General features: G+C 66.7%; 28 protein-coding genes and 1 tRNA gene. 20 read left to right on the plus strand and 9 right to left on the minus strand.

Going from position 1 to position 25,044, the window contains the following annotated elements:
- Positions 1-89: 89 nt before the first annotated feature.
- On the plus strand, positions 90-1,385 hold the full coding sequence (gshA, locus tag J7U46_RS15920) for a glutamate--cysteine ligase (RefSeq protein WP_282827555.1): 1,296 nt from the start codon (positions 90-92) through the stop codon (positions 1,383-1,385).
- 15 nt (positions 1,386-1,400) lie between these two features.
- Here gshA and J7U46_RS15925 read toward each other — a convergent pair whose 3' ends face one another.
- Together J7U46_RS15925 and J7U46_RS15930 are read right to left on the minus strand one after the other, a co-directional pair.
- Positions 1,401-2,162 carry a hypothetical protein gene (locus J7U46_RS15925; protein ID WP_282827557.1) on the minus strand — a complete coding sequence of 254 codons (762 nt, stop codon included), beginning with the start codon at positions 2,160-2,162 and terminating at the stop codon, positions 1,401-1,403.
- A gap of 82 nt (positions 2,163-2,244) precedes the next feature.
- A complete protein-coding gene (locus J7U46_RS15930) occupies positions 2,245-3,327 on the minus strand; it encodes a DUF2332 domain-containing protein (protein WP_282827559.1) in 1,083 nt (360 codons plus the stop codon).
- 139 nt (positions 3,328-3,466) lie between these two features.
- Here J7U46_RS15930 and J7U46_RS15935 point away from each other — a divergent pair, with 139 nt between their 5' ends.
- Positions 3,467-3,817: a DUF4870 domain-containing protein gene (locus J7U46_RS15935; RefSeq protein WP_282827561.1), complete on the plus strand. Its 351-nt coding sequence runs from the start codon at positions 3,467-3,469 to the stop codon at positions 3,815-3,817.
- 133 nt (positions 3,818-3,950) lie between these two features.
- Here the strand turns inward: J7U46_RS15935 and J7U46_RS15940 are convergent, their stop codons facing one another.
- The gene (locus J7U46_RS15940) at positions 3,951-4,439 is read right to left on the minus strand and encodes a glutathione peroxidase (protein WP_282827563.1); all 489 of its coding nucleotides are present in this window, start codon (positions 4,437-4,439) and stop codon (positions 3,951-3,953) included.
- A 220-nt stretch (positions 4,440-4,659) separates the two neighbouring features.
- Between J7U46_RS15940 and J7U46_RS15945 the strand changes: the two genes are divergently transcribed.
- Entirely contained in the window at positions 4,660-5,580 is a 921-nt protein-coding gene (locus tag J7U46_RS15945; protein ID WP_282827565.1) for a hypothetical protein, read from the plus strand.
- A gap of 136 nt (positions 5,581-5,716) precedes the next feature.
- Here J7U46_RS15945 and lplT read toward each other — a convergent pair whose 3' ends face one another.
- A complete protein-coding gene (gene lplT, locus J7U46_RS15950; protein WP_282827567.1) occupies positions 5,717-6,997 on the minus strand; it encodes a lysophospholipid transporter LplT in 1,281 nt (426 codons plus the stop codon).
- A 219-nt stretch (positions 6,998-7,216) separates the two neighbouring features.
- Here lplT and alr point away from each other — a divergent pair, with 219 nt between their 5' ends.
- Both alr and arfB read left to right on the plus strand, forming a co-directional pair.
- On the plus strand, positions 7,217-8,326 hold the full coding sequence (gene alr, locus J7U46_RS15955; RefSeq protein ID WP_282827569.1) for an alanine racemase: 1,110 nt from the start codon (positions 7,217-7,219) through the stop codon (positions 8,324-8,326).
- Positions 8,327-8,340: 14 nt separating this feature from the next.
- The gene (arfB, locus tag J7U46_RS15960) at positions 8,341-8,748 is read left to right on the plus strand and encodes an alternative ribosome rescue aminoacyl-tRNA hydrolase ArfB (protein ID WP_282827570.1); all 408 of its coding nucleotides are present in this window, start codon (positions 8,341-8,343) and stop codon (positions 8,746-8,748) included.
- Here the strand turns inward: arfB and J7U46_RS15965 are convergent.
- Both J7U46_RS15965 and J7U46_RS15970 read right to left on the minus strand, forming a co-directional pair.
- The gene (locus J7U46_RS15965) at positions 8,714-9,619 is read right to left on the minus strand and encodes a DMT family transporter (RefSeq protein ID WP_282827572.1); all 906 of its coding nucleotides are present in this window, start codon (positions 9,617-9,619) and stop codon (positions 8,714-8,716) included. The genes arfB and J7U46_RS15965 overlap by 35 nt on opposite strands.
- 10 nt (positions 9,620-9,629) lie before the next feature.
- On the minus strand, positions 9,630-10,259 hold the full coding sequence (locus J7U46_RS15970) for a LysE family transporter (RefSeq protein WP_282827574.1): 630 nt from the start codon (positions 10,257-10,259) through the stop codon (positions 9,630-9,632).
- Between the two features lie 121 nt (positions 10,260-10,380).
- Between J7U46_RS15970 and J7U46_RS15975 the strand changes: the two genes are divergently transcribed.
- From J7U46_RS15975 to J7U46_RS16010, 8 genes are read left to right on the plus strand one after another with little or no spacing between them, the layout of a single operon-like run.
- On the plus strand, positions 10,381-11,166 hold the full coding sequence (locus J7U46_RS15975) for a hypothetical protein (protein ID WP_282827576.1): 786 nt from the start codon (positions 10,381-10,383) through the stop codon (positions 11,164-11,166).
- A gap of 11 nt (positions 11,167-11,177) precedes the next feature.
- Complete coding sequence (gene radA / locus J7U46_RS15980; protein WP_282827578.1) at positions 11,178-12,539, plus strand: DNA repair protein RadA; 1,362 nt, start codon at positions 11,178-11,180, stop codon at positions 12,537-12,539.
- Between the two features lie 10 nt (positions 12,540-12,549).
- Positions 12,550-12,918, plus strand: a complete 369-nt coding sequence (locus J7U46_RS15985; protein WP_282827580.1) for an antibiotic biosynthesis monooxygenase — start codon at positions 12,550-12,552, stop codon at positions 12,916-12,918.
- 40 nt (positions 12,919-12,958) lie between these two features.
- Positions 12,959-13,882 (plus strand): branched-chain amino acid transaminase, encoded by a 924-nt coding sequence (locus J7U46_RS15990; protein WP_282827581.1) that lies wholly within the window; start codon positions 12,959-12,961, stop codon positions 13,880-13,882.
- 26 nt (positions 13,883-13,908) lie between these two features.
- The gene (locus tag J7U46_RS15995; RefSeq protein ID WP_282827583.1) at positions 13,909-14,124 is read left to right on the plus strand and encodes a zinc-finger domain-containing protein; all 216 of its coding nucleotides are present in this window, start codon (positions 13,909-13,911) and stop codon (positions 14,122-14,124) included.
- Between the two features lie 5 nt (positions 14,125-14,129).
- Entirely contained in the window at positions 14,130-14,585 is a 456-nt protein-coding gene (locus J7U46_RS16000) for a nuclear transport factor 2 family protein (RefSeq protein ID WP_282827585.1), read from the plus strand.
- The gene (locus tag J7U46_RS16005; RefSeq protein ID WP_282827587.1) at positions 14,582-15,571 is read left to right on the plus strand and encodes an alpha/beta fold hydrolase; all 990 of its coding nucleotides are present in this window, start codon (positions 14,582-14,584) and stop codon (positions 15,569-15,571) included. Before J7U46_RS16000 ends, J7U46_RS16005 begins: the two co-directional genes overlap by 4 nt.
- A gap of 10 nt (positions 15,572-15,581) precedes the next feature.
- On the plus strand, positions 15,582-16,100 hold the full coding sequence (locus tag J7U46_RS16010; protein WP_282827589.1) for a DUF2946 family protein: 519 nt from the start codon (positions 15,582-15,584) through the stop codon (positions 16,098-16,100).
- 56 nt (positions 16,101-16,156) lie between these two features.
- On the opposite strand, the gene J7U46_RS16015 is transcribed toward J7U46_RS16010, so the two are convergent.
- Entirely contained in the window at positions 16,157-16,702 is a 546-nt protein-coding gene (locus J7U46_RS16015; protein WP_282827591.1) for a c-type cytochrome, read from the minus strand.
- Positions 16,703-16,851: 149 nt separating this feature from the next.
- On the opposite strand from J7U46_RS16015, the gene J7U46_RS16020 reads away from it, so the two are divergent.
- From J7U46_RS16020 to J7U46_RS16030, 3 genes are all read left to right on the plus strand, one after another.
- Positions 16,852-16,927: transfer RNA gene (locus J7U46_RS16020), tRNA-Arg, on the plus strand.
- A gap of 542 nt (positions 16,928-17,469) precedes the next feature.
- On the plus strand, positions 17,470-18,174 hold the full coding sequence (locus tag J7U46_RS16025; RefSeq protein ID WP_282827593.1) for a response regulator transcription factor: 705 nt from the start codon (positions 17,470-17,472) through the stop codon (positions 18,172-18,174).
- Positions 18,155-19,576 carry an ATP-binding protein gene (locus J7U46_RS16030; RefSeq protein WP_282827595.1) on the plus strand — a complete coding sequence of 474 codons (1,422 nt, stop codon included), beginning with the start codon at positions 18,155-18,157 and terminating at the stop codon, positions 19,574-19,576. The genes J7U46_RS16025 and J7U46_RS16030 overlap by 20 nt, the downstream gene beginning before the upstream one ends.
- Before the next feature lie 166 nt (positions 19,577-19,742).
- Here the strand turns inward: J7U46_RS16030 and J7U46_RS16035 are convergent, their stop codons facing one another.
- Positions 19,743-19,883 carry a hypothetical protein gene (locus tag J7U46_RS16035; RefSeq protein ID WP_282827597.1) on the minus strand — a complete coding sequence of 47 codons (141 nt, stop codon included), beginning with the start codon at positions 19,881-19,883 and terminating at the stop codon, positions 19,743-19,745.
- 47 nt (positions 19,884-19,930) lie between these two features.
- Between J7U46_RS16035 and J7U46_RS16040 the strand changes: the two genes are divergently transcribed.
- The 3 genes from J7U46_RS16040 to J7U46_RS16050 all read left to right on the plus strand — a co-directional run bounded on the left by J7U46_RS16040 (position 19,931) and on the right by J7U46_RS16050 (position 23,302).
- Positions 19,931-21,310, plus strand: a complete 1,380-nt coding sequence (locus J7U46_RS16040; protein ID WP_282827599.1) for a YHYH protein — start codon at positions 19,931-19,933, stop codon at positions 21,308-21,310.
- 19 nt (positions 21,311-21,329) lie between these two features.
- A complete protein-coding gene (locus tag J7U46_RS16045; protein WP_282827601.1) occupies positions 21,330-21,905 on the plus strand; it encodes a hypothetical protein in 576 nt (191 codons plus the stop codon).
- A gap of 242 nt (positions 21,906-22,147) precedes the next feature.
- The gene (locus tag J7U46_RS16050) at positions 22,148-23,302 is read left to right on the plus strand and encodes a hypothetical protein (RefSeq protein ID WP_282827603.1); all 1,155 of its coding nucleotides are present in this window, start codon (positions 22,148-22,150) and stop codon (positions 23,300-23,302) included.
- A gap of 76 nt (positions 23,303-23,378) precedes the next feature.
- Here the strand turns inward: J7U46_RS16050 and J7U46_RS16055 are convergent, their stop codons facing one another.
- Positions 23,379-23,621 (minus strand): hypothetical protein, encoded by a 243-nt coding sequence (locus J7U46_RS16055; protein WP_282827605.1) that lies wholly within the window; start codon positions 23,619-23,621, stop codon positions 23,379-23,381.
- A gap of 53 nt (positions 23,622-23,674) precedes the next feature.
- Here J7U46_RS16055 and J7U46_RS16060 point away from each other — a divergent pair, with 53 nt between their 5' ends.
- Positions 23,675-24,973: a metallophosphoesterase gene (locus tag J7U46_RS16060; RefSeq protein WP_282827607.1), complete on the plus strand. Its 1,299-nt coding sequence runs from the start codon at positions 23,675-23,677 to the stop codon at positions 24,971-24,973.
- The last annotated feature ends 71 nt before the right edge of the window (positions 24,974-25,044 follow it).

Below are 25,044 nucleotides of genomic sequence, written 5' to 3' on the forward strand. Positions count from 1 at the left end.
CAAGGCCGGGTCTTGTTTATCTGACTTGTGCCCCGACCTTCCCCTGTCCCTAGAATGCCCCGACACCCAGCTCGAAGAAGCCGCACGCCATGGTCCCCCACCTCATCACCGCCCTGAATGGTCCGATCAACGAGCTGGAGCAGCGCATCCTCGAGTCGATGCCGGCCATCGAGCGCTGGTTCCGCCTGGAGTGGATGGAGCACACGCCGCCCTTCTACACCTCGGTGGACGTGCGCAACGCCGGCTTCAAGCTGGCGCCGGTGGACACCAACCTCTATCCCGGCGGCTTCAACAACCTGACACCCGAGATGCTGCCGCTGGCCGTGCAGGCGGCCATGGCAGCCATTGAGAAGATCTGCCCCGAGGCCAAGAACCTCTTGCTGGTGCCCGAGAAGCACACGCGCAACACCTTCTACCTGAGCAACGTCGCGACGCTGGTTCGCATCTTCACGCAGGCCGGGCTGAATGTGCGCCTCGGCACACTGGACGAAACCGTCACCGAACCCACCGAGCTGAACCTGGCGGACGGCAGCACGCTGACCGTGGAGCCCCTGGTGCGCAACCGCGGCCGCGTGATGCTGAAGGACTTCGACCCCTGCACCGTGCTGCTGAACAACGACCTCTCGGCCGGCATCCCGAGCGTGCTGGAGAACCTGCACGAGCAATACCTGCTGCCGCCCCTGCATGCCGGCTGGGCCGTGCGGCGCAAGACCAAGCACTTCACTGCCTACAGCGGCGTGGCCAAGAAGTTCGCCAAGCTGCTGGGCATGGACCCCTGGCTGATCGACCCGATGTTCGCCGGCGCGGGCGAACTGAACTTCGCTGACGGCACCGGCATCGAGGCCCTGCAGTCGCAGACCGACGCGCTGCTCACCAAGATCCGCCGCAAATACAAGGAATACGGCATCCAGGACAAGCCCTTCGTCATCGTCAAGGCCGATGCCGGCACCTATGGCATGGGCATCATGACCGTGCGCGACGCCAAGGACCTGGAGGCACTGAACCGCAAGGCCCGCAACAAGATGAGCGTGATCAAGGACGGCCAGGAGGTCTCCGAGGTCATCATCCAGGAGGGCGTGCCGACCAATGAGCGCGTCAACGATGCCGTGGCTGAGCCGGTGGTCTACATGATGGACCGCTATGTGGTGGGCGGCTTCTACCGTGTGCACGCCGAGCGCGGCATCGACGAGAACCTGAACGCCCCCGGCGCCAGCTTCGTGCCGCTGGCCTTTGCTGAAAGCTCGCAGCTGCCCAAGCCGGGCGAGAAGCCGGGCTCCAACGCGCCCAACCGCTTCTACATGTATGGCGTGATCGCCCGCCTGGCCATGCTGGCGGCCAGCTACGAGCTCGAGGTCACCGACCCCGAGGCCGAGATCTACGCCTGAGCGGGTTCAGGCAGATCAGGACTGGGGCTTCAGCACGAGCGTCGTGCGCCCCTCGTTCCTGCCAATCGTGCCCGAGCCCTGGTTGTGTGACTCGCTCTTGAGCAGCACCAGGCGGTCGGCCTGCAGGCCGTATTGATGCTCCTCCTCACTTTGCTGCTCGAAGCTGAAGACGAGGAAGGCGCGGCCCGACAACGACTCCCGGGTCTTGGCCGCCAGCGGCAGGCCTTGCGGGCCGACCCACAGCTCCAGCGTGGCGGCGTACTTCTTGACGGCGTCTGCAAACTGGCCGCTCATCTTTGGCTTCTCAAGATCAAAGCTCAGGAGCGTGGCCGGTTTGCCTTGCCAGCTGTCGGCCTTCTCGCCCTTGAGCTTGGCGCGATCCAGCAAGCGGCTCAAGCGACTCGCCGGGTTGAGCAGCTCGCGCAGCGATCCCGGCGATAGCCTGCTCATGCCGCTCGAAGCCGGCGTCTTGGACTTGGGATCGGCGGCCTTGGCCTGCTCTTCGGCCTCGGCCTTCTGCAGGAGCTCGCGGGCAAAGGCCAGGCGCAAGCCTTGCGGGCCTTCCTCAACGTGCACCGAAGCCTCGCCCACCGACTCCTCCAGGTCCTTGCCTTCGCCATTGCGGTTGATCGACTTGACCTCGATCGTGGCCTTCAAGGGGCTGAGAACTGGCTTGGCCAACTGGGCACGCAGCTCGGACAGGGTATCGGCCTGGCTGGCCAGCGGGGCAGCCAGCAGCGCGGCGGCAAGAATGCAGCGGGTCTTTGTCTTGAGCATGGCGGCTCCTCCTCGGGTCTCGGTTCTTGGTGCGATCAACGCACGGCGGCCGCAGTATAGGGAGCCAATCCAGGGAGCCAAATCAGGGCAAGAGCCATTGCAGCCAGCGCCCATGCGGATGCGACCAGGCCAGGGCTTCATGCCGCAGCTCTCCAGCCTCAGCCCATTGCAGGCTCCAGAGTGTGGCGCTGCCCTCGTCCGGTGGCACGGCGGGCCGGGCCAGTCCGGGTGCATGCAGGGCCGGCAGCTCGGCATTCAGCCAGACGAGGCCGTGCTCCCGCACGAGAGCCGCCACGGCCTCGACATGGCGTTGCCAGGACTCGCGGTCGAAGTAGAAGAGCACCCAGCTGTTGAACAGCACCGGCTGCACGCCCGGCGGCAATTGCTTCAGCCAGTCGCGCAGCAGGTCCAGGCCCGCACGGGACGCCTGAACGCGATGGCCGGCGGCCCGGGCCAGGGCGATGGCCTGGTTCAGCCGCACCGCACGCTCGCGCTCGCTGGGCCACAGGCAGGCGCGCAGCCAGCGCACGGCGAGTTCGTCGTGCAGATCGATGGGCGAAAGGTCTGAGCCCAGCCGTTCGACCAGCCGGAAGCCACTCGCCTCTGGAGGTGGCGCGGCCTCACCCCGCCATTCGCACTGAATCACCGGCCGGCCCGTTTCTGCCGCCGCGCCGCGCTGGAAGCGGCCGTAGTCGTAGCGATAGGCATCGACGCCCAGGTTCAGGCCGGCACTGCTGCCGAAGTCGAACAGGGCAAGGTCAGGGTTGCCACGGCGCGCGGCGATGGCCTGCAGCGCCGGCCACAACGCGGCGCAACGGCCGATCTCGTTGGTCTGCGTGTTGCGGCTGCGCAAGGAGTTCAGCAGGAACTCGCGCTGCTGCGCGACGAAATCCAGCAACAGGGCCGGCAGCTCGGCATCGGGCGCCCGAGTGCCACCGACGCTGGCGTAGTAGGCCACCAGCGGATGGTCCGTGCCGGCCAGCACGCGCTCATGCAAGGCCGCCAGCAGCAGTACCGGCTTGCGCTGGGTGGGCGGCGCTTCGTCCAACAAAGTCAGCAAGGCGGGCGACGTGGCCACCTGGCGGCAGATCGCCTGGTACAGCGGGTCATGCGGGCATTCGCGCTCGGCGAACTGGCGAAACTGTTCGGCAGGTGTGAGGCTCATGGCCGCAGCCTAGCGATCAAAGCCACCGACAGGCGTGCCGATCCGGCATGGAACCATGCACGGCCCGGGTTTGCGCCAATGACGGCCGCCACCTCGGGTCGGACACTGCCGCCCAACAACACATCGGGAGTTTCCTGCCATGAACGACGTCACGACCACCGCCTCGAACAGCAACGACCGCACCATGGCGATCCTGGCCCACATCGGCGGTCTGTTCACCAGCTGGGTGGCGCCGCTGATCATCTACCTGATCAAGAAGAACGAAGCCGATGGCGCCTTCTCGACCGACCAGGCCAAGGAAGCGCTGAACTTCCAGCTGACCATCTTCCTGGCCTACATGGTGTCGGGCCTGCTGATGGTGGTGCTGATCGGCATCCTCTTGATCTGGATCGTGGGCCTCGTGAACCTGGTGCTCTGCATCGTGGCCGCCGTGAAGGCGAGCAACGGCGAGACCTACCGCTATCCGTTCGCGATTCGGCTGATCAAGTGATCCATCGCGCCCTCTTGGGCCGAGCGCAGGGCCGCTCCCAAGCCGGCCCATTTGGCGATGTGCTTGACGGTCAATCCGGCAAGCATCGCCGCCCCCTCGGGGGGCCGGCCAAGGTACGCCTTGGACGGGGGGCTCACCCAGCCAACGCGGCCTCGATGTCGGCCCTCAGTTTCTCCGGCTCATCGTTGGGCGCATAGCGCTTGATGACCTGCCCATTGCGGCCGATCAGGAACTTGGTGAAGTTCCATTTGATCGCCTGCGTGCCGAGGATGCCGGGCTTCTCGCCCTTGAGCCATTGCCACAGCGGATGGGCGTCTTTGCCGTTCACCTTGACCTTGGACATCATCGGGAACGAGACACCGTAGTTCAGCTCGCAAAAGGACGAGATCTCCTCGTTGCTGCCAGGATCCTGGCCGCCGAACTCGTTGCTCGGGAAGCCGATCACGACGAGGCCGCGCGCTGCATAGTCTTTCCAGAGCTGCTCCAGCCCCTTGAACTGCGGCGTGAAGCCGCAGGCGCTGGCCGTGTTGACGATGAGGATCACGCGGCCGCGCTGGCTCGCAAGGTCGGCCGGCTTGCCCTCGATCGACAGGGCCTGGAAGTCGTAGACGCTCTGAGCCATGGGCTGCTTCCTGTGAATGAAGGAGCGATGCTAGCCCGGGTTGGGCGGCCACAACACTTGGGTCTTGTCCCCCCCACGAGGCTCTGGCAAACCAGGGCCAGACCAGACAACATGCGCCAGGGTTTTTACCCCTGGCGCGCCGGAGGGACGAAGCCTTCCAATCGGGGCGCCGTGCAATCCCCCGCCCAATCTCGATAGTTTTGCGATATGGAGCCCGCTCTTGGATCACCTGGCCTGTTTCTCGCCCGACGATTTGCGCTCCAAACCTGCCCTGCTTGAGGGCTACCGCTGGCGCCTCCTGGCGCAAGGCGACTCCTGGTTCTCCGTGGCGGCCGCCCAGGCCCATGGCAGCCTGCTGCAGGAGCTGATGTTCAAGCAACCGGCCGCGGCGCTGAACTGCGCCGGTAGCGGCGACGCGTTGTCCCACATGGTCGACCTGGAATCGGCGCCCGAGTTCGTGCGCCTCTTGACCGCCGCCGATGCGCCGGCCTGGGACGGCATCCTGCTGTCCATAGGCGGCAATGACGTGATCGCGGCCGCCCAGACCCCCGCCCATCTGGAAGACGGCACGCCGGTGCCGCTGGAGAAGCGGCTGCTGCGCCGCCAGACCGAATGGGGTCCGCCCTCGGCCGGCGTGGGCCGCTATTTCTCCGAGCCGGGCTGGACCACCTTCGCCGAGTACGTGAAGACGAATTTGCGCCATCTGCTGACGCTGCGCGAGCAGGGCCCGAGCGCCGGCAAACCGGTGTTCCTGCATTGCTATGCCGTGCCCTTGCCTCGACCCGCAGCAGCCGCCGATGGCCGGGGCCCCTGGCTCTACCCGACGCTGAAGGCCTATGCCGTGCCCAATGCCGACTGGCTGGCCGTCAGCCGCCTGATGGTGATGCACCTGGCCCAGTTGCTGAAGAGCCTGGCGGCCGACAAGGAGAACTTCCCCGGCCTGCACGTGTTCGACAGCACGGCCGTGCCGCTGGCCCTGGCCACGCCGGGCTCCAGCGGCGTCAGCGGCGACTGGCACAACGAGATCCACCTGAACCACAGCGGCAGCTTCAAGATCGCCCGCGCCTGGTCGGACGCCATCGACCTGGTGTTCAACAAGCCGCCGCCGGCGCCGGGACGGCGCGGCTCGTCGGCCAGCTGAACGAGGGCAACCAGCCCACCAAGCAAAAGACCGCCCTGGAGGCGGTCTTCTTGTTGGAGCGCAGCCTTGCCGCATGCAGGCGGCAAGGCCTTCAGCGGGCGTCGCCAAGTGCGCAGGCACTTGACTCGGTCCCGCCTCAGTGCCCGCCGTCGCTGCGCGCCAGCGCCATCAGCCGCGCCAGCTCTTGCGGATGCCTGGCGCAGTTGTTGATGTGCCAGCGGCGGATCAGCCACATGGTGCCGGCCACGATCAGGCCGAACACGGCGATGGCCGCGAAGGCCGACATGCCGCCCTTGGTCATGCCGGTGTAGAGCGCGCCGAGGGCCAGGATGCAGGCCTGCTCGTTGAAGTTCTGCACGGCGATCGAACGGCCGGCGCCCATCAGGTTGTGGCCGCGATGCTGCAGCAGCGCATTCATGGGCACGACCAGGTAACCGCCCACCAGGCCCAGGAAGATCAGGAAGGGCACGGCCACCCAGATGTTGGTCGCCACGTTCAGGCCCATCACCAGCAGGCCCATGGCGATGCCCAGCGGGATCACCGAGGTGGCTTTGTCGAGCCGCATGTAGATCGAGGCCACGACGGCACCGGCCGCCGTGCCGATGGCGACCACGCCGCCGAGGTTGGAGGCCTGCGTCGTGCTGTAGCCCAACGCGGCTGCGGCCCAGGGGAACAGGATGATGCGCAGATTGCCCGACACACCCCAGAACAGGGTGGTCGTGGCCAGCGAGATCTGGCCCAGCTTGTCCTGCCACAGGCGCGAGTTGCAGGACGCGAAGTCGCGCACCAGTTCCAGCGGGCTGCCCGAGAGCGGCTGCAGTGGCGTGCTGGTGCGGGGGATGTAGAGATTGAAGATCGCCGCCAGCAGGTACAGGGCGACAAGGCTGCAGATGGCGGCTTCGGGCGGCGTGTCGATGCCGGTATCGATGAAGGGCAGGTCGAAGCTCAGCAGCATGGGCGCGAGCTTGGGGCCGACCAGTTGGCCGCCGAGCAGGATGCCGAGGATGATGGACGCGATGGTCAGGCCCTCGATCCAGCCATTGGCCTTGACCAGCTGCGAGGGCGGCAGCAGTTCGGTGAGGATGCCGTACTTGGCCGGCGAGTAGGCCGCAGCGCCAAGACCCACGACCGAATAGGCCAGCAGCGGGTGCATGCCCATCAGCATCATCAAGCAGCCCGCCACCTTGATGGTGTTCGAATAGAACATCACCTTGCCCTTGGGCACGGCGTCGGCGAAGGCGCCGACGAAGGGCGCCAGCAACACATAGAACAGCGCGAACATCGGCCCCAGAGCGGGGATCTGCCAGGCCGGTGCCTGGGTGCTCTTCAGCAGTTCGATGGCTCCGACCAGCAATGCCTGATCAGCCAGCGAGCTGAAGAACTGCGCTGACATGATGGTGTAGAAGCCTTTTTTCATGTACCCATCGATAACTGCGGGGGTCTGCCCTGCACCCGGTGGGCACAAGCTCTCTCGATCACATCGGTCACCGGCGGCGCGCTCTTGGCGGCTCGCACAGCAGCGGGTTTATAGCACGCCCCCCTTAGGTGGGACACCTCACAGCCCCGCAGACAGGCGGGGGCCTTGGAGCCGGCTGCCCCAGTAGGACACCACGACCCCGGTGACACAATTGAAGCCATGCCCCGCCCGATAGAAGCCCTCATCCACCAGCCTGCCCTCGCCCACAACCTGGCCCGCGCCCGTGCCGCCGCGCCGGACGCCCGGGTCTGGGCCGTGGTCAAGGCCAATGCCTACGGCCATGGCATCGAGAACGTGTTCGAGGCGCTGCGCGGCGCCGACGGCTTCGCCCTGATCGACCTGGACGAGGCCCAGCGCGTGCGCAACCTCGGCTGGCGCGGCCCCATCCTCTTGCTGGAAGGTTGCTTCGAGACCCGCGACCTCGAGCTCTGCTCGCGCCTGCACCTCTGGCATGCCGTGCATTGCGAGCAGCAGATCGACTGGCTGGCCATGCACAAGACGCACGAGCCGCACCGCGTCTTCCTGAAGCTCAACAGCGGCATGAACCGCCTCGGCTTCACGCCCGCCGCCTTCCGCGCGGCCTGGACGCGCCTCAACGCCCTGCCCCAGGTCGACGAGATCTCGCTGATGACGCATTTCTCCGACGCCGACTCGCTGCGTTTCGGCCAGGACGGCATCGCCCACCAGCTGGCCGCCTTCGAGGCCGCCTGCGCTGACCTGCCGGGCGAACGCTCCATCTGCAACAGCGCGGCCACCTTGCGCCACGCGGCCCGCGCCGGCGGCGACTGGGTGCGCGCCGGCATCATGACCTACGGTGGCGTGCCGGACTATCCCGAGCGCCAGCCGGCCGACTGGGACCTGAAGCCCGGCATGACACTGCGCTCCAGGATCATCGGCATCCAGAACCTGCAAGCCGGCGACACCGTCGGCTACGGCAGCAGCTTCACCGCCGAGCGGCCCATGCGCATCGGCATCGTGGCCTGCGGCTATGCCGACGGCTACCCGCGCCACTGCGGCACCGGCACGCCGGTGCTGGTTGACGGACGGCGCACCCGCACCATTGGCCGCGTCTCCATGGACATGCTGGCCGTGGACCTTTCCGAGTTGCCCGAGAACGGCTGGGGTAGCGAGGTCACGCTGTGGGGCCGGGGGCCCAAGGGCCAGGTCTTGCCCATCGACGAAGTGGCCCGGGCCGCCGGCACCATAGGCTACGAGCTGATGTGCGCGGTCACGCGGCGCGTGCCGGTGGCGGTCGAGCCTCTGGGCTGACGGCTGAGCTGGGCATGCTGCTGCACTGGACGCCGGCCGACTGGGAGCTGGACTTCAGCGCCATCCGCGCCAGCGGCCCCGGCGGACAAAACGTCAACAAGGTCTCAAGCGCGGTGCACCTGCGCTTCGACATCCAGCGCTCCACGCTGCCGCCGCTGATCAAGGAACGGCTCTTGAAGCTCTCCGACCAGCGCATCACCAGCGAAGGCGTGGTCGTCATCAAGGCCCAGGAGTCGCGCAGTCAGGAGCAGAACCGAGCGGACGCCGTGCAGCGCCTCGTCGATCTGGTGCAGAGCGTGGCCCACACGCCCAAGGCGCGCCGCGCCACCAAGCCGACCTATGGCTCGCAGCAGCGGCGGCTGGCCGGCAAGAGCCAGCGCAGCGAGATCAAGAGCTCGCGAGGGCGCGTGCGGGACGCGTAGCCACGAACACGCTGGACAGGCACAAGAGCATGCCCGCCACTGCCAGCAGCGTGGGCCGCCAGCCCTCGAACAAGGCCGAAATCGTCAGCGCGATCACCGGGATCACCACTCCAGTCAGGGCCGCGCGGGCCGCGCCCTCACGCTGGGCCAGCTTGAAGTAGACGATGAAGGCCGTGACCGAGCCCAGCACCGCCAGGTACAGCAGGCTGCCGAGGTAGCGCGGGCTCCAGTCGAAGTGCAGTCCCGTACCGGTGGCCAGCGACAGGCCGACCAGGAACACCGAGCCATAACCCATGCTCCAGGCCAGGATGGGCACCAGCGGCAAGGAACGGCGGGTCAGCGTCAGCGTCAACACATTGCCGACACAGGCGGCCAGCACAGCCGCGAGGCCCATCGCCAGCCCGAGTGCCGCCGTCGGGCGCTCGCCAGTGCTGGCGATCTCGGGCCAGAAGATCAGCACCACGCCGAGTACGCCGCCGCTGGAGGCGATCAGGAAGCGGCGCGTCACCTGCTGGCCGAAGAACAGGCTGCCGGACAGCGCATTGCCGAACACCATCAGGCAGAACAGCACGGCGACGAGGCCGCTCGGGATGTGTCGCTCCGATTCGTAGACGCCCCAGTAATTGCCGCTGTACTGCACGATGCCGGTGGCCAGCATCAGCCAGTGGGCCGAGGCCGGCAGCGCGAGGCGCTCACCGCGAAAACGGGCCAGGGCGAACAGCATCAGCGACGCGAGGCCGAAGCGCCAGGCCACCGAGTTGAAGACCGGCACGCTGCTGTCGAGCTGGAACAGGATCACATGCCAGGTGCTGGCCCAGATCAGCGTGGGGATCCAGAACAGCCAGCGGGCCGAGAGCGAACTTTGGGGCATCGAAGGTCGATCAGGCAGCGCGCTTGAAGGTGGCCAGCAGGGCGCCGGCGGCGATGAAGAGCGAACCGAAGACGCGGTTCATTGTCTTGATGTGCTCCGCCGAACGCAGCGCGGCCAGCACCTTGGCCGCCAGTGCCGTGTAGCCGGCCATCACGACGAGGTCGGTGAAGCACAGGGTCGCGCCGATGACCAGGTACTGCGATGCCAGCGCGGCATGCAGGTCCAGGAACTGCGGCACCACGGCCAGCAGGAAGACCGTGCCCTTGGGGTTGACCGCATTGATGGCCCAACCGCGCAGCACCAGCTGGCGGCGCGTGACAAGGCCGGCGTCACTGCTCTCGGCCACCAGGGGCTTGGCCGGCGCGCGCCATTGCGCGATGCCCAGCCACACCAGGTAGGCCACACCCAGCCATTTGACGAGGGCGAATCCGAGCGACGAAGCAGCGATCAGCGCCCCGAGACCGGCGCCGACCAGCACCACCTGGGTGAGGATGCCGAGGATCAGGCCGAAGGTGGTGAAGTAGCCGCGCCGGAAGCCATGGTTGAGGCCCGAGCTCATCGCAGCGATGGCACCAGCGCCGGGCGAGAGGCTGATTGCCCAGGAGGCGGCGAAAAAGGTCAACCAGACGGAGAGATCCATGACGGTGGCTTTCAAAAATGCAGCAGGGCCGGACGGCCCTGACGGACGAGGGTTTTAGCATGGCCCCCGTGAGCACGCAGAAAGTCAGGCCTTGACGGCCGACATCCGAGGGAGGCAGAAGATGGATGTAAACAAGATCTCGAGGCGCCGCGACCCAGGCCTCGCGCTGGAACATCAGACCCGCGCCCGGCTGCGGAGCAGGCACTGGCTGCGCCTGCATGTGATGCTGATCGCCCTGCTGACGCTGGTCGGGCTCTGGCTGGGCGGTGCCCTGTTGCGCTGGGTGGGCTTCGAGGCCCTCGCGATGCGCTATGCCCTGCTGCTGCCCCTGACCTACTTGCTCTACCTGGGCCTGCTGCGCTTGTGGGCCCGGCTGCTGCTGCAGGGCGAGTCGGGCGACGGTGCCTTCGACGTGGCCGACGCCGCCCTGGACCTGGCCGACGCCCCGCCCGCGCGAGGCTTCAGCAGCGGGGCCGGTGGCGATTTCGGTGGCGGCGGTGCCACAGGCGACTTCGCGGATGGCGCCATCGAGGCCGGGCTCAATGCCGGTGGCAAGACGCTGGGCGCGCTGGCCGATGCCGACGAAGGCATCGTCGTGGCCATCCCGCTGGCGGTGGTGATAGGCATCGCCTCGCTGCTGGCGGCCTTGCTGGGCGTGGGCGTGGTGGCCCTGTTCGGCGTGGACGTGCTGCTGGCCGTGGCCGTCGAGGTGGCCCTGGCCGCCCTGGCCGGATCTTTCGCCTACCGGCGCCAGCGCCAGGGCTGGTTCGGTGCGGCCGTCGGCCACACCTGGCGAGGCGCCCTGCTCATGCTGGTGCTGGGCGTGGCGCTGGGTTGGCTCATCGATCACTGGCTGCCGGCGGCGGACTCGCTGCCCCAGGCCCTGAAGCTGCTGCTGCAGCGATGACAATCGCCCCCATGGCCAAAGAAAAGACGATCTACAGCTGCAGCGATTGCGGCGGCACCAACCCCAAATGGCTGGGCCGCTGCCCGCATTGCGGCGCCTGGAACACCCTCGTGGAAAGCGTGGCCGAGACCGCGGGCGCTGGCAAGAACCGCTACCAGGCGCTGGCGCGCAGCCAGCCGGTGGCGACCCTCAGCGAGATCGAGGCCACCGACTTCGAGCGCACGCCCACCGGCCAGGAAGAACTGGACCGTGTGCTGGGCGGCGGCATCGTGGCCGGCGGCGTGGTGCTGATCGGCGGCGACCCCGGCATCGGCAAGTCGACGCTGCTGCTGCAGGCCATCGATGCGCTGTCGCAGCGCGTCAAGGTACTCTATGTGACCGGCGAGGAGAGCGGCGCCCAGGTGGCGATGCGCTCGCGGCGCCTGGGCCTGGCCGGCACCCAAGTGCGCGTGCTGGCCGAGATCAGCCTCGAGAAGATCATGGCCACGATCGAGACCGAGCAGCCGGCCTTCTGCGTGATCGACTCGATCCAGACGCTGTATTCCGAACAGCTCAGCTCGGCGCCCGGCTCGGTGGCGCAGGTGCGCGAATGCGCGGCCCAGCTGACCCGCACGGCCAAGTCCGGTGGTTGCGCGATGGTCTTGGTAGGCCATGTCACCAAGGAGGGCGCGCTGGCCGGGCCGCGCGTGCTGGAGCACATCGTCGACACGGTGCTGTACTTCGAAGGCGACACCCACAGCAGCTACCGCCTGGTGCGCGCGATCAAGAACCGCTTCGGCGCGGTCAACGAGATCGGCGTGTTCGCGATGACGGAGAAGGGGCTCAAGGGCGTCAGCAATCCGAGCGCGATCTTCCTTTCGACCCATGCCGAGCCGGTGCCGGGCTCCTGCGTGCTCGTCACGCTGGAAGGCACACGGCCGCTGCTGGTGGAGCTGCAGGCCCTGGTCGATGGCGGCGGGCCCAGCCCGCGGCGGCTCTCGGTGGGCCTGGAGCGCGACCGGCTGGCCATGCTGCTCGCCGTGCTGCACCGCCATGCCGGCGTGATGACGAACGACCAGGATGTGTTCGTCAACGCCGTGGGTGGTGTGCGCATCAGCGAGCCGGCGGCCGACCTGGCCGTGATGCTGGCCATCCAGAGCTCGCTGCGCGGCAAGGCCCTGCCCAAGGGCTTCATTGCCTTCGGCGAAGTGGGTCTGGCGGGCGAGGTGCGGCCGGCGCCGCGTGGCCAGGAGCGGCTGAAGGAGGCGGCCAAGCTCGGCTTCTCCATCGCCATCGTGCCCAAGGCCAATGCCCCCAAGAAGGCCATCGAGGGCCTCAAGGTCTATGCGGTGGAGCGCATCGAGGAAGCGATCACCGTCCTGCGCGAGTTCTAGGAGACTGCTGATGAGCACCCCCACCGGTTTCGGCCCCCGCCCCGAGCCGCCCTACTACGCGGTGATCTTTGCCAGCCTGCGCACGCCGCATGATGCAGCCGGCTATGCCGAAGCCGCCGAGCGCATGGCCGCCCTGGCCGCCGCGCAGCCCGGCTACCTGGGCGTGGAGAGCGCGCGGGGTGCCGATGGCCTCGGCATCACGGTCTCGTACTGGCAGAGCCTGGAGGCGATCCAGGCCTGGCGGGCGCATGTCGAGCATTCGGCCATCCGCGAGCAGGGCCGCGCCACCTGGTACGAGCACTACGAGCTGCGCGTGGCCAAGGTGGAACGGGCCTATGGCTGGAGTCGCCCGACCCCGGAGAGCCTGGAGAGCACCTAGGCGCCTCGTAGAATGCCGGGCTACAGCAAGGAGTAGCCCCATGTCCATGGAAGACCGCGACGGCAAGATCTGGATGGACGGCCAATTGGTCGATTGGCGCGACGCCAAGATCCACGTCCTGACCCACACGCTGCACTATGGCTGCGGCGCCTTCGAAGGCGTGCGCGCCTACAAGACGGACAAGGGCACGGCCATCTTCCGCCTGCGCGAGCACACCGAGCGCCTGTTCAACAGCGGCAAGATCCTGCGCATGAAGATCCCCTTCACGATCGAGCAGGTCGAGGAGGCGCAGAAGGCCGTGGTGCGCGAGAACCAGCTCGAGAGCTGCTACCTGCGCCCCCTCATCTGGATCGGCTCCGAGAAGCTGGGCGTCAGCCCCAAGGGCAACAAGATCCATGCGATGGTGGCGGCCTGGAGCTGGGGCGCCTACCTCGGCGAAGAAGGCCTCAAGCGCGGCATCCGCGTCAAGACCAGCAGCTACACGCGCCACCACGTCAACATCACGATGACGCAGGCCAAGACGGTGTCCAACTACACCAACAGCATCCTGGCCAACATGGAAGCCACCGACGACGGCTACGACGAGGCCCTGCTGCTCGACGCCTCGGGCTTCGTCTCCGAAGGTGCGGGCGAGAACCTCTTCGTCATCAAGGGCGGCGTGGTCTACACGCCCGACCTCTCGGCCGGCGCACTGAACGGCATCACCCGCAACACGATCTTCCACATCTGCCAGGACCTGGGCCTGCAGCTGGTGGAGAAGCGCATCACCCGCGACGAGGTCTACATCTGCGACGAGGCCTTCTTCACCGGCACCGCCGCTGAGGTGACGCCCATCCGCGAGTTGGACCGGATCGAACTGGGCAGCGGCTCGCGTGGCCCCATCACCGAGAAGATCCAGAGCGCCTTCTTCGACATCGTCAATGGCCGCAACCCCAAGTACGCCCATTGGCTGAGCCTGGTCTGAAGTACCGAACCGAAAGAGAACCCAAGATGTCCAACGAACAACAAGCCAAAGCCATCGTCGAAGTGACGGCCAAGGACGTGCAAGGCCCCGGCGTGGTGGCCTGCCCCAACCCCAAGATGGCGCTTTGGAGCAACCATCCCAAGGTCTTCATCGACGTGACGCATGAAGGTGGCGGCAAGTGCCCCTACTGCGGCACCGTCTACAAGCTCAAGGCCGGCGAGACGCTGGGCCACGCGCACTGACACCGATGCCGCTGCCGCCGCAAGCCGCCGTCCAGCTGCTGGCCTCGACGCCCGAGGACAGCGAGGCCCTGTTCTACGAAGCCCTGCAGCGCGCCGACCTGGAGCGCCTGATGGCGCTGTGGTCGGACGAGGACGAGATCTCCTGCGTTCATCCGGGCGGCCCGCGCCTGGTGGGCCATGGCGCGATCCGCGCCGCCTTCGAGACCCTGTTCGGCCACGGCCCGATCAACGCCCATCCGGAACGCGTGCGCAAACTGCACCATGGCGACCTGGCCATCCACCAGGTGCTGGAACGCGTGCAGGTGGCCGGCACCAAGGGCGAAGCCCAGACCGCCTGGGTGATTGCCAGCAATGTGTACGTCAAGACCGCAATGGGCTGGCGCCTGGTGCTGCACCATGCCAGCCCCGGCAGTGCCAGCGATGTGCAGGAGCTGAGCGAAGGCCCGGCCACGCTGCATTGAGCAACCAGCCCGCCCTGCAGTACCGCGCGCCACTGTGGCTGCCCGGCGGCCACGCGCAGACGATCTGGCCGGCGCTGTATGCGCGCCGCTTCGTCGGCGAGGCGCCGCGCTTCGTCCGTGAGCGCTGGGACACGCCCGATGGCGACTTCATCGACGTCGACCGGCTGGATTCGCCGGTGGCTGCGGACGCACCGCTGCTGGTGCTCTTCCACGGTCTGGAAGGCAGCTCGCAAAGCCAGTATGTGCAGGCCTTTGCCGGCATGGCCCGCGAACGCGGCTGGGCCTTTGCGATGCCGCATTTCCGCGGCTGCTCGGGTGAGCTGAACCTGGCGCCGCGCGCCTATCACTCGGGTGATTTCGAGGAAATCGGCTGGATGCTCGGGCGTTTCAAGGCGGCGCATGACGGGCCCCTGATCGCCGCCGGCGTCTCGCTGGGCGGCAACGCCTTGCTGCGCTGGGCAGAAGAAGCCGGCGATACGGCTGCCGCCACGGCCCGGGCTGTCTGCTCGATCTGCTCGCCCATCGACCTGGCCGCGAGCGGCAAGGCCATCGGTCAGGGCTTCAACCGGCTGGTCTACACCCGCATGTTCCTGCGCACCATGGTGCCCAAGGCGCTGAAGAAGCTGGAGCAGCACCCGGGCCTGTTCGATGGCGACCGGCTGCGCGAGGTGCGCGATCTCTACGAGTTCGACAACCTCTTCACCGCGCCGCTGCACGGCTACCGCGACACCGAGGACTACTGGGCGCGCGGCTCGGCCAAGCCGCACCTGCACCGCATCCGCATCCCGGCCCTGGTGCTGAATGCGCGTAACGACCCCTTCGTGCCCTGGACCTGCCTGCCCAGCCAGGCCGAGGTCGGCAACGACCTGGTGCGCCTGTGGCAGCCGCCGCATGGCGGCCATGTCGGCTTCCCTGCGGGCTGGCCGCCGGGCCAGGTGATGCAGATGCCGAAGCAGGTGTGCGACTGGCTCGCACAGTCGGTCTAAAGTTGCCCGCATGGACGAGATCGTCAAAGCCGCGCTGAAGAAGTGGCCCAACGTGCCGCATTGCTACGGCTGGCTGGCGCTGGACGCGCGCGGCGACTGGTACATGCGCGATGAGCGCATCCAGCAGGCCGGGCCCTTCCCCCAGGTCAAGGGCAGCCGCATCGAGCATCGCAAGCTGATCGAGTTCATCGAGCGCAACTATGCGGCCGATGCCACGGGCTGCTGGTTCTTCCAGAACGGGCCGCAGCGCGTCTATGTGGAACTGGAGGCGGCGCCCTGGATCTGGCGCGTCGCCGCCGGAGGTCAGCTCACCAGTCACACCGGCCTGGCCACCCAGGCCGAGGCCTGCTGGCTGGATGAGCAGGACCGGCTCTTCATCGCGACGCCGCTAGGCCTGGGACTGGTCCACAGCATGGACATGCTGGAGGCAGCGCAAGCCGTAGAACAAGGGCTGTGGCAGCCGGACACCGCCCGGCATCAGGAACTGCTGGCCCGATACGCCGTACAACTGAAGCCCGCGCCGCTCTGAAATGCAAAAGCCGACCCGAAGGTCGGCTTTCTTGAATCAACGGCTGGCCGAGCGGCTTACTTGGCGGCAGATGCGGCAGCAGCCGGGGCCTTGGGTTCGTCGAACTTGGCACCGCCCTGGTTGGCCATGTAGACCACGGCGCGCTGGATTTCGAAATCGCTGAAATCACCGCCACCCTGGGCGCCCATATTGCCCTTGCCCTTCAGGGCCGAGGTCAGCAGCGCCTCGACGCCGCCCTTCACGCGCGGGCCCCAGGCTGCGGCATCACCGAGCTTGGGAGCGCCGGCAGCGCCGGTGGCGTGGCAGGCCGAGCACTGGGCCTGGAACACCTGCTCACCGGTCTTCATCGCGGCGGCGTCGTTCAGGTCCTTGATCTCGATGCTGCCCACCGGCTGGATGCGAGCGGCAGTGGCCTGCTCTTCCAGGCCCACGCTGCCGGCGGCCGGCTTGGTCGCGGTGGAGACGTAGTTGGCCAGCATGATGATGACGATCACCGGCACCACAAAGGCAAAACCGACCGCCCAGATCAGTTGCTTGGGCGTCTTGATGGGGCCTTCATGGGCTTCGTCGTGGTCGTGCGCGTGATCATGGGTTCCGCTCATGAAATCCTCGTAGGCGTCGGCTGTCTGTCGTGAAGCAGGCCCTGCGGGCCAAACAAAGCCAGCAGGACACAAAGCCGGGGATTATATCTACCGCCTCCGCCACCCGGCCGGGCATCGCTCACGGCACTGCTAGAATCCGCAGCCTTGTTGCGCCCGTAGCTCAATGGATAGAGTACTGCCCTCCGAAGGCAGGGGTTGTTGGTTCGATCCCAACCGGGCGCGCCAGAGATTCAAGGAAAACGCCACCTTTGAGGTGGTGTGACTTAGCCCATAGTGTGGCCAATACGGCCAGGGTTAAGTTGATTCGACGACTGGCCAAGCTTTGCTTTACAGACGTTGCCGCGTAGGGCATCAGCTGACTGCCACGCCAGCTAGAACAACGAAATTGCTTGCGGTCTTGTCGTGGTGGCGCGCTGTAGTGACGAAACGACGGCCTTGAGAATCGCTCACGTCACTGACTCTGAGACTCGCATGTCCACTCAGGTAAGGCGGCGGTCTGTCCTCAGACCGTCGACTTCAGCTTGAAGCACCTTAGTGGCATCTTGAGCGAAATCAAACGCAAACCAGCTGCGTAAGCCAAGCTAGCGTGCCGTTCGTCGTAGGCAGCTATGCAGCGGTTGCCGCCGTTCGCGGCAGTACGCCGAGTTCACGGTAAAGGGCATGAAGCCGTCGTTGGCTCCCAGCCGGCAGCCATACTTGATGACATTCACGTCATCCTGTACGGACCCGCGTGAGAGAAACTTCTCGGCTACATGCACAGCACTCCCATGAAAGTCCTGCTGGTCGAGGACGAACCCAAGATTGCTGCCTTTGTCCAGACCGGCCTGACCGACCGCGGCATGCAGGTGCGGGTCGTCGACGACGGCAGGGCTGGCTATGAGTGCGGCTTGCAAGCTGGGCTGGATGCCATCGTCCTGGACCTGATGCTGCCGGGCCGCGATGGCCTGGATGTGCTCGCCGCATGGCGTCGCGAGGGCGTGCAGACCCCGGTGATCCTGCTGACGGCGCGCAATGAGTTGGGGGATCGCTTGCAAGGATTGGCGTTGGGCGCCGATGACTACCTGGCCAAGCCCTTCTTCATCGAGGAACTGGCGGCGCGGCTTTTGACCATCCGGCGCCGCCTGAACGGCGAGAGACAGCATCTGCTGCAGGTTGGCGATCTGACCCTGGATCGCATCGCGCGCGCTGTTCGCTGGTCCGACCGTCAGGTGGAGCTGACCAGCCGTGAATTCAATCTGCTGGAGTTCCTAATGCGCTCCACTGGTCAGGTGTTCTCGCGCACGCAAATCCTCGAACATGTGTGGGGTTACGACTTCGACCCCAGTACCAACGTGATCGATGTCTGCGTCAAGCGCATCCGCGCCCGGCTATCTCAGGCGGGAGCCATCGGTGAACGTGCCCCCAGCATCGAAGCCGTCCGTGGCGTCGGCTACCGCTTCTGTCCGCCCGCGCATGCAGATGGCTCGCTCTGAATCGGCCCGTTCATTTCGCTGGCGTGTCTTCGCGGTGGCGATGCTCAGTGTCGGAACGGCCCTGGTACTGGTGCTGCTGATCGGCTGGCACAGCCTGATCGAGCGGGAGCGGGTGCGCCTGGACGAACGGCTGTGCATGGAGGGCCGGCGACTGGCCGGACTGTCCGACCAGCAGGATGAGCGGCATCGCTGGGACCGGTTGAGCCAAGACCTGGCACTCAAGCTGCATGTCGACGACGCGTCCGACCTGCGCTTGCGAGTGACGGACGTGCAAGGCGTGATTGCGCTGCAGTCCCGGGGGCCTTGGCCCCTTGGTCCTGCTGCAGCATGGCGGGACGACAACCGGCTTCCTCCGGTAGGCCAGTCAACCGACCCTCGTGGTCGATGCCGCTGGGTCGCGGCAGAAGGCCAAGGGCGGGACTGGCAGGCCGTGCAGGTCCAGCTCTCGGGTGCCACGGCCGAACTTGCGGTCGATTCGGGCTCGCTCGCGGCTGACCTGCGCGCGGACCTGCGCGACGTGTTGCTGCTGACCATACCCGTGGGCATCCTGCTGTCCGTCTTAGGTGCGGCGCTCTTGTCGGGCATGACGATGCGGCCGCTCAAGCGCCTGCGCGAGGCGATGCGGCGCATGGGCCACCAGGCCTTGAGCGAGCGCCTGTCGGATGCCGGCGAGGACCAAGAGTTTCGCGAGTTGATCGCGGCCTACAACACCATGCTCGGGCGCATTGAGGCCAGCTTCCATCAGGCCTCGCGCTTTTCTGCCGACGCAGCGCATGAGCTCCGCACCCCGCTGACGATCCTCCGTGGCCGGCTTGAACGGGCAATCGGGCGGACCGAGGGCCGCGCCGTGCAGGAGGAACTGGGCCTGATTCAAGATGAGGTGGGGCGACTGGTCGCGATCACACGCAAGCTGCTGATGCTGTCGCAAGCGGACGCTGGCCGCCTGCCTGTGCATGCCGAACCCGTGGACCTGACCGTCCTGCTGCAGGACTTGATCGCCGACGCCGTCATGCTGACGGAATCCCAGACCCTCTTGGTGGAGATCGATTCTGGTCTGCAGGTGGCGGGCGACCGAGGATTGCTGCAGCAGCTGTTCAACAACCTGGTGAGCAATGCGCTGCGCTACCGGAGCGAAGGCGGCTGGATCCAGGTGCAGGCGCGTCGCAGCGGCCACGGTGTCGAGGTCCTCATCGCCAATCCCTGCCTGCCTCTGGATGCCGCCGCTCGCGCACGCTTCTTTGAAAGGTTCTACCGGGCTGATCCTGCCCATGGGCGACGCACTGACGGCACCGGCCTGGGGCTCAGCCTGGTGCGCGAAATTGCCCGTGCCCATGGCGGCGAGGCCAGCTTGCAGGCCAGCGTCGAGGACGAGGTGAGGGTGCGCGTCTGGCTGCCCGTTTGAACAGTGCCAGCAGGTCGCTTGGGCCAGTCTCGATGACGAAGTTGTCATGCCCGCGAGCTCGGCGCTTTCTAGCATCGGGTCATGACTCCTTTCCGCATGGCTCCACGCCCCTGGATCCTGGCCCTGAGCACGGCCGCAACCCTCAATGCCTGTGGCGGCGGCGGGTCTAGTTCCAGCGTCCCTGCACCGGTTCCTGCGCCTGCGCCTGCGCCTGCGCCTGCGCCTGCGCCTGCACCTGCACCTGCACCTGCACCTGCACCTGCACCTGCACCTGCACCTGCACCTGCACCTGCACCTGCACCTGCACCGTCTACGTTCACGCTGAGCAGCGCTTCGCTGGCCGCAGACGGCAGTTTGGGTGCCGAGTTCACCTGTGACGGACCAGGCTCCAGTCCTGCTCTGAGCTGGTCGCAGGCTCCTGTGGGCACGCAGGCATTCGCCTTGCTGATGAGCACGCTGCCCGGGGATGGCAGCATCAAGTACAACTGGGTGCTCTACGGAATCCCAGCGGCCCGAACCACTCTGCCTCGCGACAGCTTCGGCGTGGGCACGTTGGGGGTCGGCAGTGATGGCCCGGCAGCCGCCTACCAGGCTCCGTGCTCACAGGGCCCGGGAGCCAAGACCTATACCTGGACCCTTTACGCGCTGTCGGCTGCTCCGGCCGTGAGCGGCGCCGTGACAGGTCAGCAATTGGCCGATGCGATCGCGCCGCTCACGCTTGGCAAGGCCAGCCTCAATGGCACCTACAGCCGTACCAGCAGCTCGCCCGGCAATGCCGCGGCCTGCCAGCTGGTGCGCGCTTCTCTTGGGGGCTCGACCACCGGTCACGCGCAAGCTGGCTGCGATGCGGACTACGCCTACATCTCTTCGACAGGCCTGCCGCAGCACGTGATGATGAACGGTATCACGGCTACCAACCTGCAGGTGCCCACGGCGCAGCCCTTCCTGGGCAGCAATGCCTGGCGTATCCCTCTCGCACCCACACCGGCCGCCGCGCCGGTGAGCGCGGTCGATGGCCCCATCGGCATGGCCATCAACGGCGTGCCGATCTTCAACCCTTGCAAACAGGGCGGCTGCCAGAACGGCGACACCAAGCTGTTGGGTGAGCTCGACGTTTGCAACGGCCATGCCGGCCGCGCCGACGACTACCACTACCATGCGGCCCCGCTGTGCCTGATGGCAGGCAAGGCAGCCTCGTACTGGGACACGCATCCGCTGGGCTGGGCCCTCGATGGCTACGCGATCTACGGCTACAACGGCCCGGACGGCAAGCCTGCCGCCCGCGACGCGGCTTGCGGTGGCAACACCGGCACCGTGAGCAACGGGCCAGCGGGCTACAGCTATCACGTGACCGACGCAGCGCCCTATGTGCTGTCCTGCTTCTACGGAAAGCCAAGTCCGGACCTCGCTGGCCAGGCGGGCAAGTACGCGCCCCTGCGTCAGCCGCCTGTGACGCCCTTTCCGGTCAGCGCGATGACGCTGAGCACCGATGCCAGCGATGGCTACCAGGTGCTGCAGTTCACCAGCGCGCGCAGCTTCACGACAACCGAGACAGGCAGTGACAGCTACACCAATCCGGCCGGAACTTATCGCATCCGCTACCGCGCCCTGGAGGGGGCCGAGCTGGAGACACAGCTCGCTCTCGGACAGCATCGCGGCAAATCCGCCTGCTGGCAGTTCCAGTTCACCAACACCACGGCAACGACCCAGCCGCCCGTGGTCTATTGCCGATGAGTCACCCCTCGGAGCATCCATGACGCGCCTGCGCAACCCTTTGATCCTCGCGGCCCTGGCGCTGCCCCTGCAACTGGCGCCCAACGTCGCCCAGGCCCACGAACTGCCTGCCGACCGGCTCACTCTGGTGCAGCGGGACGCGACACATCTCAGCCTTCAGCTCTACGTGGACCTGCCAGCCCTGATGCACCGTTGCCTGTCGCCGCAGACCCCGCTTGCAGCCTTCGTGCTCGCCCTGTCGTCACAGTCGCCGGTGGAGCTCGAACCGGCATTGCAAAGACTGCGAACCTGCGTCGAGCCGAAGCTCAGGCTCAGACGTGAAGGCGCACCGCTTCAGATCGCCAACTGGCGCTGGCCGAGCGTCACGCGTGTCCAGTCGCTCATACAGCAGCGCGCCATGCAGTTGGTTGTCGCGCCAAGCGACCACGCCCACGATCCGCCAGAGGAGATCACCGCCGACGCGGTGTCGGCCGATGGCATGAGTGCACTGAGCCTCGAACTGCCGACTGAACTGCAGCCGCTGATGCTGGTCAATTACCGCCCCCGCCAGCGCTGGATCGATCGCTCCAGCGGGCCGATACCCATCACGTTCTGACACCGGGCGCACATTGCCCCGACAAACCCAAGCAGCCGAGCTGCCAAACAAGAGGGAATCTGCACATGCAACAGCGCCGACATGCGTGCCTCAGCCTGCTCATCCTGTCATGGAGCCCCGCGAGCTGGGCGCGCCCACAGGTCCAGACGCCCCCTGATGGTCAGCGGGGGCCTCGCCCGGGGCCGCCCCGAGAGGATCGCGAGCGCCGCGACCCGCGCCAACGCTATTCGCTGCAGCAGGCCATGTCCGACAAGGCGCAATTGCACACGATTGCCTTCAGCGGGCTGGCGTTCCTGAGCGGTGACTTCGCAGCCGACACCTTCCTGCCGCCCGGCAAGATCGCCGACTACTTCGGCTTCCAGTACCTGCGCGACATCGACGCCGCGGCTGGCGGACACAACCCGTCCTTTCTGACCCGGATCGCGTTCAACATGCTGACGCTGATGACGCCGGCCCAGACCGCCCAATTGGCCGAACTGGCCGCTGCTCAAGAGGCAGACCTGCGCCGTTTCGCACTGGCTCGGCTACCGTTGATGCGCGCCTTCCGGCGCGAGCTCGACGGCCAGATCCCCGCAGGAAGCACCGGCCTGGACCACGGGGCGGTCGTGAGCCACTCTGCCCGCCTTTACGAGCTCGACGGCCGGCTCACGCTGCAGCGGGCCCGGGTCATGGCGCGCGTGGCCCGCTCGTTCGGTCCGGAGCAATCAGCGCGCCTGGAAAGCCTCAAGTTCGGAGACTCACGCACCTGGCCTGATGTCCCCGAGCCAGCGGCTCGACGCGGCCTCAACCACGCACAGGATGTGGCCGTCATGACCTATGCGAGCGAGATGTTCGCCTGGGTGCGCGGCTCGCTCGAGGCCGACACCTATTTCTGTCCCGAACGGCATGCCATGTACTTCGGCGGCTTCGGTTTGAAGACGGCACCGGCCATGGGCAAGAAGGACTATTCAATCAGCACGGCCCTGACTGGGGATGCGGGCGCGGAGTTCCTGGCACTGCTGAATCCCGGGCAGCGGGCTGAGATCGCGGAGCTTCCCGAGCGCCAGCGCGCCTGGCTGAACGAGATCGCCCGCTTGCGCCAACAAACCGCTGCGGCGCTGCGGCAGCTGCTGGAAGGCAAAGAGGTCGACGAGGGCTTGGTGATGCACAACTCACGGCGCTACGGGGAACTCGACGGGGAACTGGCCTGGTTGTATGCACAAGCCTTCATCCGCGTGGGCCGAAGCCTGACGCCGGCACAGAAGCGTGCATTGGCCGAGATGCGAGCCCGCAGCCCCCATGGGCCCAACGATCCCAAGGGCCCGTTCCTGTTCTCGTCGTCACTGGATGCGGAAGGCACCGCCTACGCGGAGCGCGTGGACACCCTGTTCGGACTGCCCGGCCGGCCTATGAAATGACGCGGGCCGGTGACGCAAATGTCATCGGCCCAGTTCAACCGCTGTCTAGCATCAGCCGCCATGCCTCCAGCAAACGTCAGGCGCCTCGCCGCCCCGTCCATCCCGAGCCGATGCCGGTCCCGCGGAGCGTTCTCTCCGCTCCGACATGGCGCTGCGACCCTGCTGCTGTGCCTGACGGCGTGCGGCGGCGGGTCTGCACCGGCACCGGCACCAGCACCAGCACCAGCACCAGCACCGGCACCAGCACCAGCACCAGCACCAGCACCAGCACCAGCACCAGCACCAGCACCGGCACCGGCACCGGCGCCAGCACCGGCACCAGCGCCAGCGCCTGCGCCTGCGCCTGGTCAAGGACCCTTCCCGGGCACGGTCGTGCTGGGCGCGCCAAGCAACACCAGCATCCATGTGAACCTGCTGTCTCCTGACCAGTCAGGCCAGGTCTGGATCAGCTACGGCAAAGAGCCCGGCCAGTACAGCGCACAGACGGCGGTTCAGAGCCTCAGGGCGGGCCAGCCCCTGGACCTGTTGATCGGCTCGCTGGCGCCCGACACCCGCTACTACTACCGCACCAATTTCCAGCGACTTGGCAACACCACAGCGCTGGCTGATGCCGAATACAGCTTTCAGACGGCACGCCCTGCAGGCAGCAGCTTCAGCTTTGCGGTGCAGGGCGACTCGCATCCCGAGCGTCTCAAGTCCCAATTTGACCCGGATCTGTACACGCGCACGCTGCTCACAGTGGCCGCAGACCGGCCGGACTTCTATGTGATGCTCGGCGATGACTTCAGCGTCGACACCCTCGATCCAGCCACGATCAATGCCGGGGCGGTGACCGAGCGCTACACGCTGCAGCGTCCCTTCCTGGGCCTCCTGGGCCGCCAAGCGCCGATCTACCTGGTCAATGGCAATCACGAGCAAGCCGCGGCCTATCTGCTGAATGGCACACCCGACAACGTGGCCGTCTGGGCACAAAACGCGCGCAATGCACATTACGCCCAACCGGCGCCGGACGATTTCTACAGCGGCAATTCGACACCCGTGCCGTTCATCGGACTGCTACGCAACTACTACGCGTGGCAGTGGGGTGACGCGCTGTTCGTGGTGATCGATCCGTACTGGCACTCGCCGGTGGCTGTCGACAATGTGTTCGGCGGTGTCACCAAGCGCGACAACATGTGGGACCTCACGCATGGCGACGCGCAGTACCGCTGGCTCAAGGCCACGCTGGAGGGGAGCAAGGCGCGCTACAAGTTCGTCTTTGCGCATCACGTGATGGGCACCGGGCGGGGCGGGACTGAACTGGCGCGGCTGTGGGAGTGGGGAGGCGAGAACAGCAAGGGCGTCAGCGAGTTCGCGGCGCAGCGGCCAACCTGGAACGAGCCGCTGCATGCCCTGATGGCACGAACCAAGGTCAGCATCTTCTTCCAGGGCCATGACCACATCTGGGTGCGTCAGCAACTCGACGGCGTGACCTACCAGACCGTGTCGGAGCCTGCCGACCCCAACTACTCGCTGTTCAACAGCGACGCCTTCCTCAGCGGCGACAAGTTCCCCAACAGCGGCTACACGCGCGTGTCGGTCACGCCGACCGGTGTGAAGGTCGAGTATGTCCGCACCTTCCTGCCCAAAGACGAAGGCCCCGGCCGCGTTCACGGCGGCACGGCCTGTTGATTCCCGCGCGATCTTGACCCACCGTTTCCATCCAATCTTGACCCACCCTTGTTAGAGCCTCTCGGGCTCAG

The organism is Pelomonas sp. V22, from assembly GCF_030014915.1.
Taxonomy (GTDB): domain Bacteria; phylum Pseudomonadota; class Gammaproteobacteria; order Burkholderiales; family Burkholderiaceae_C; genus JAUASW01.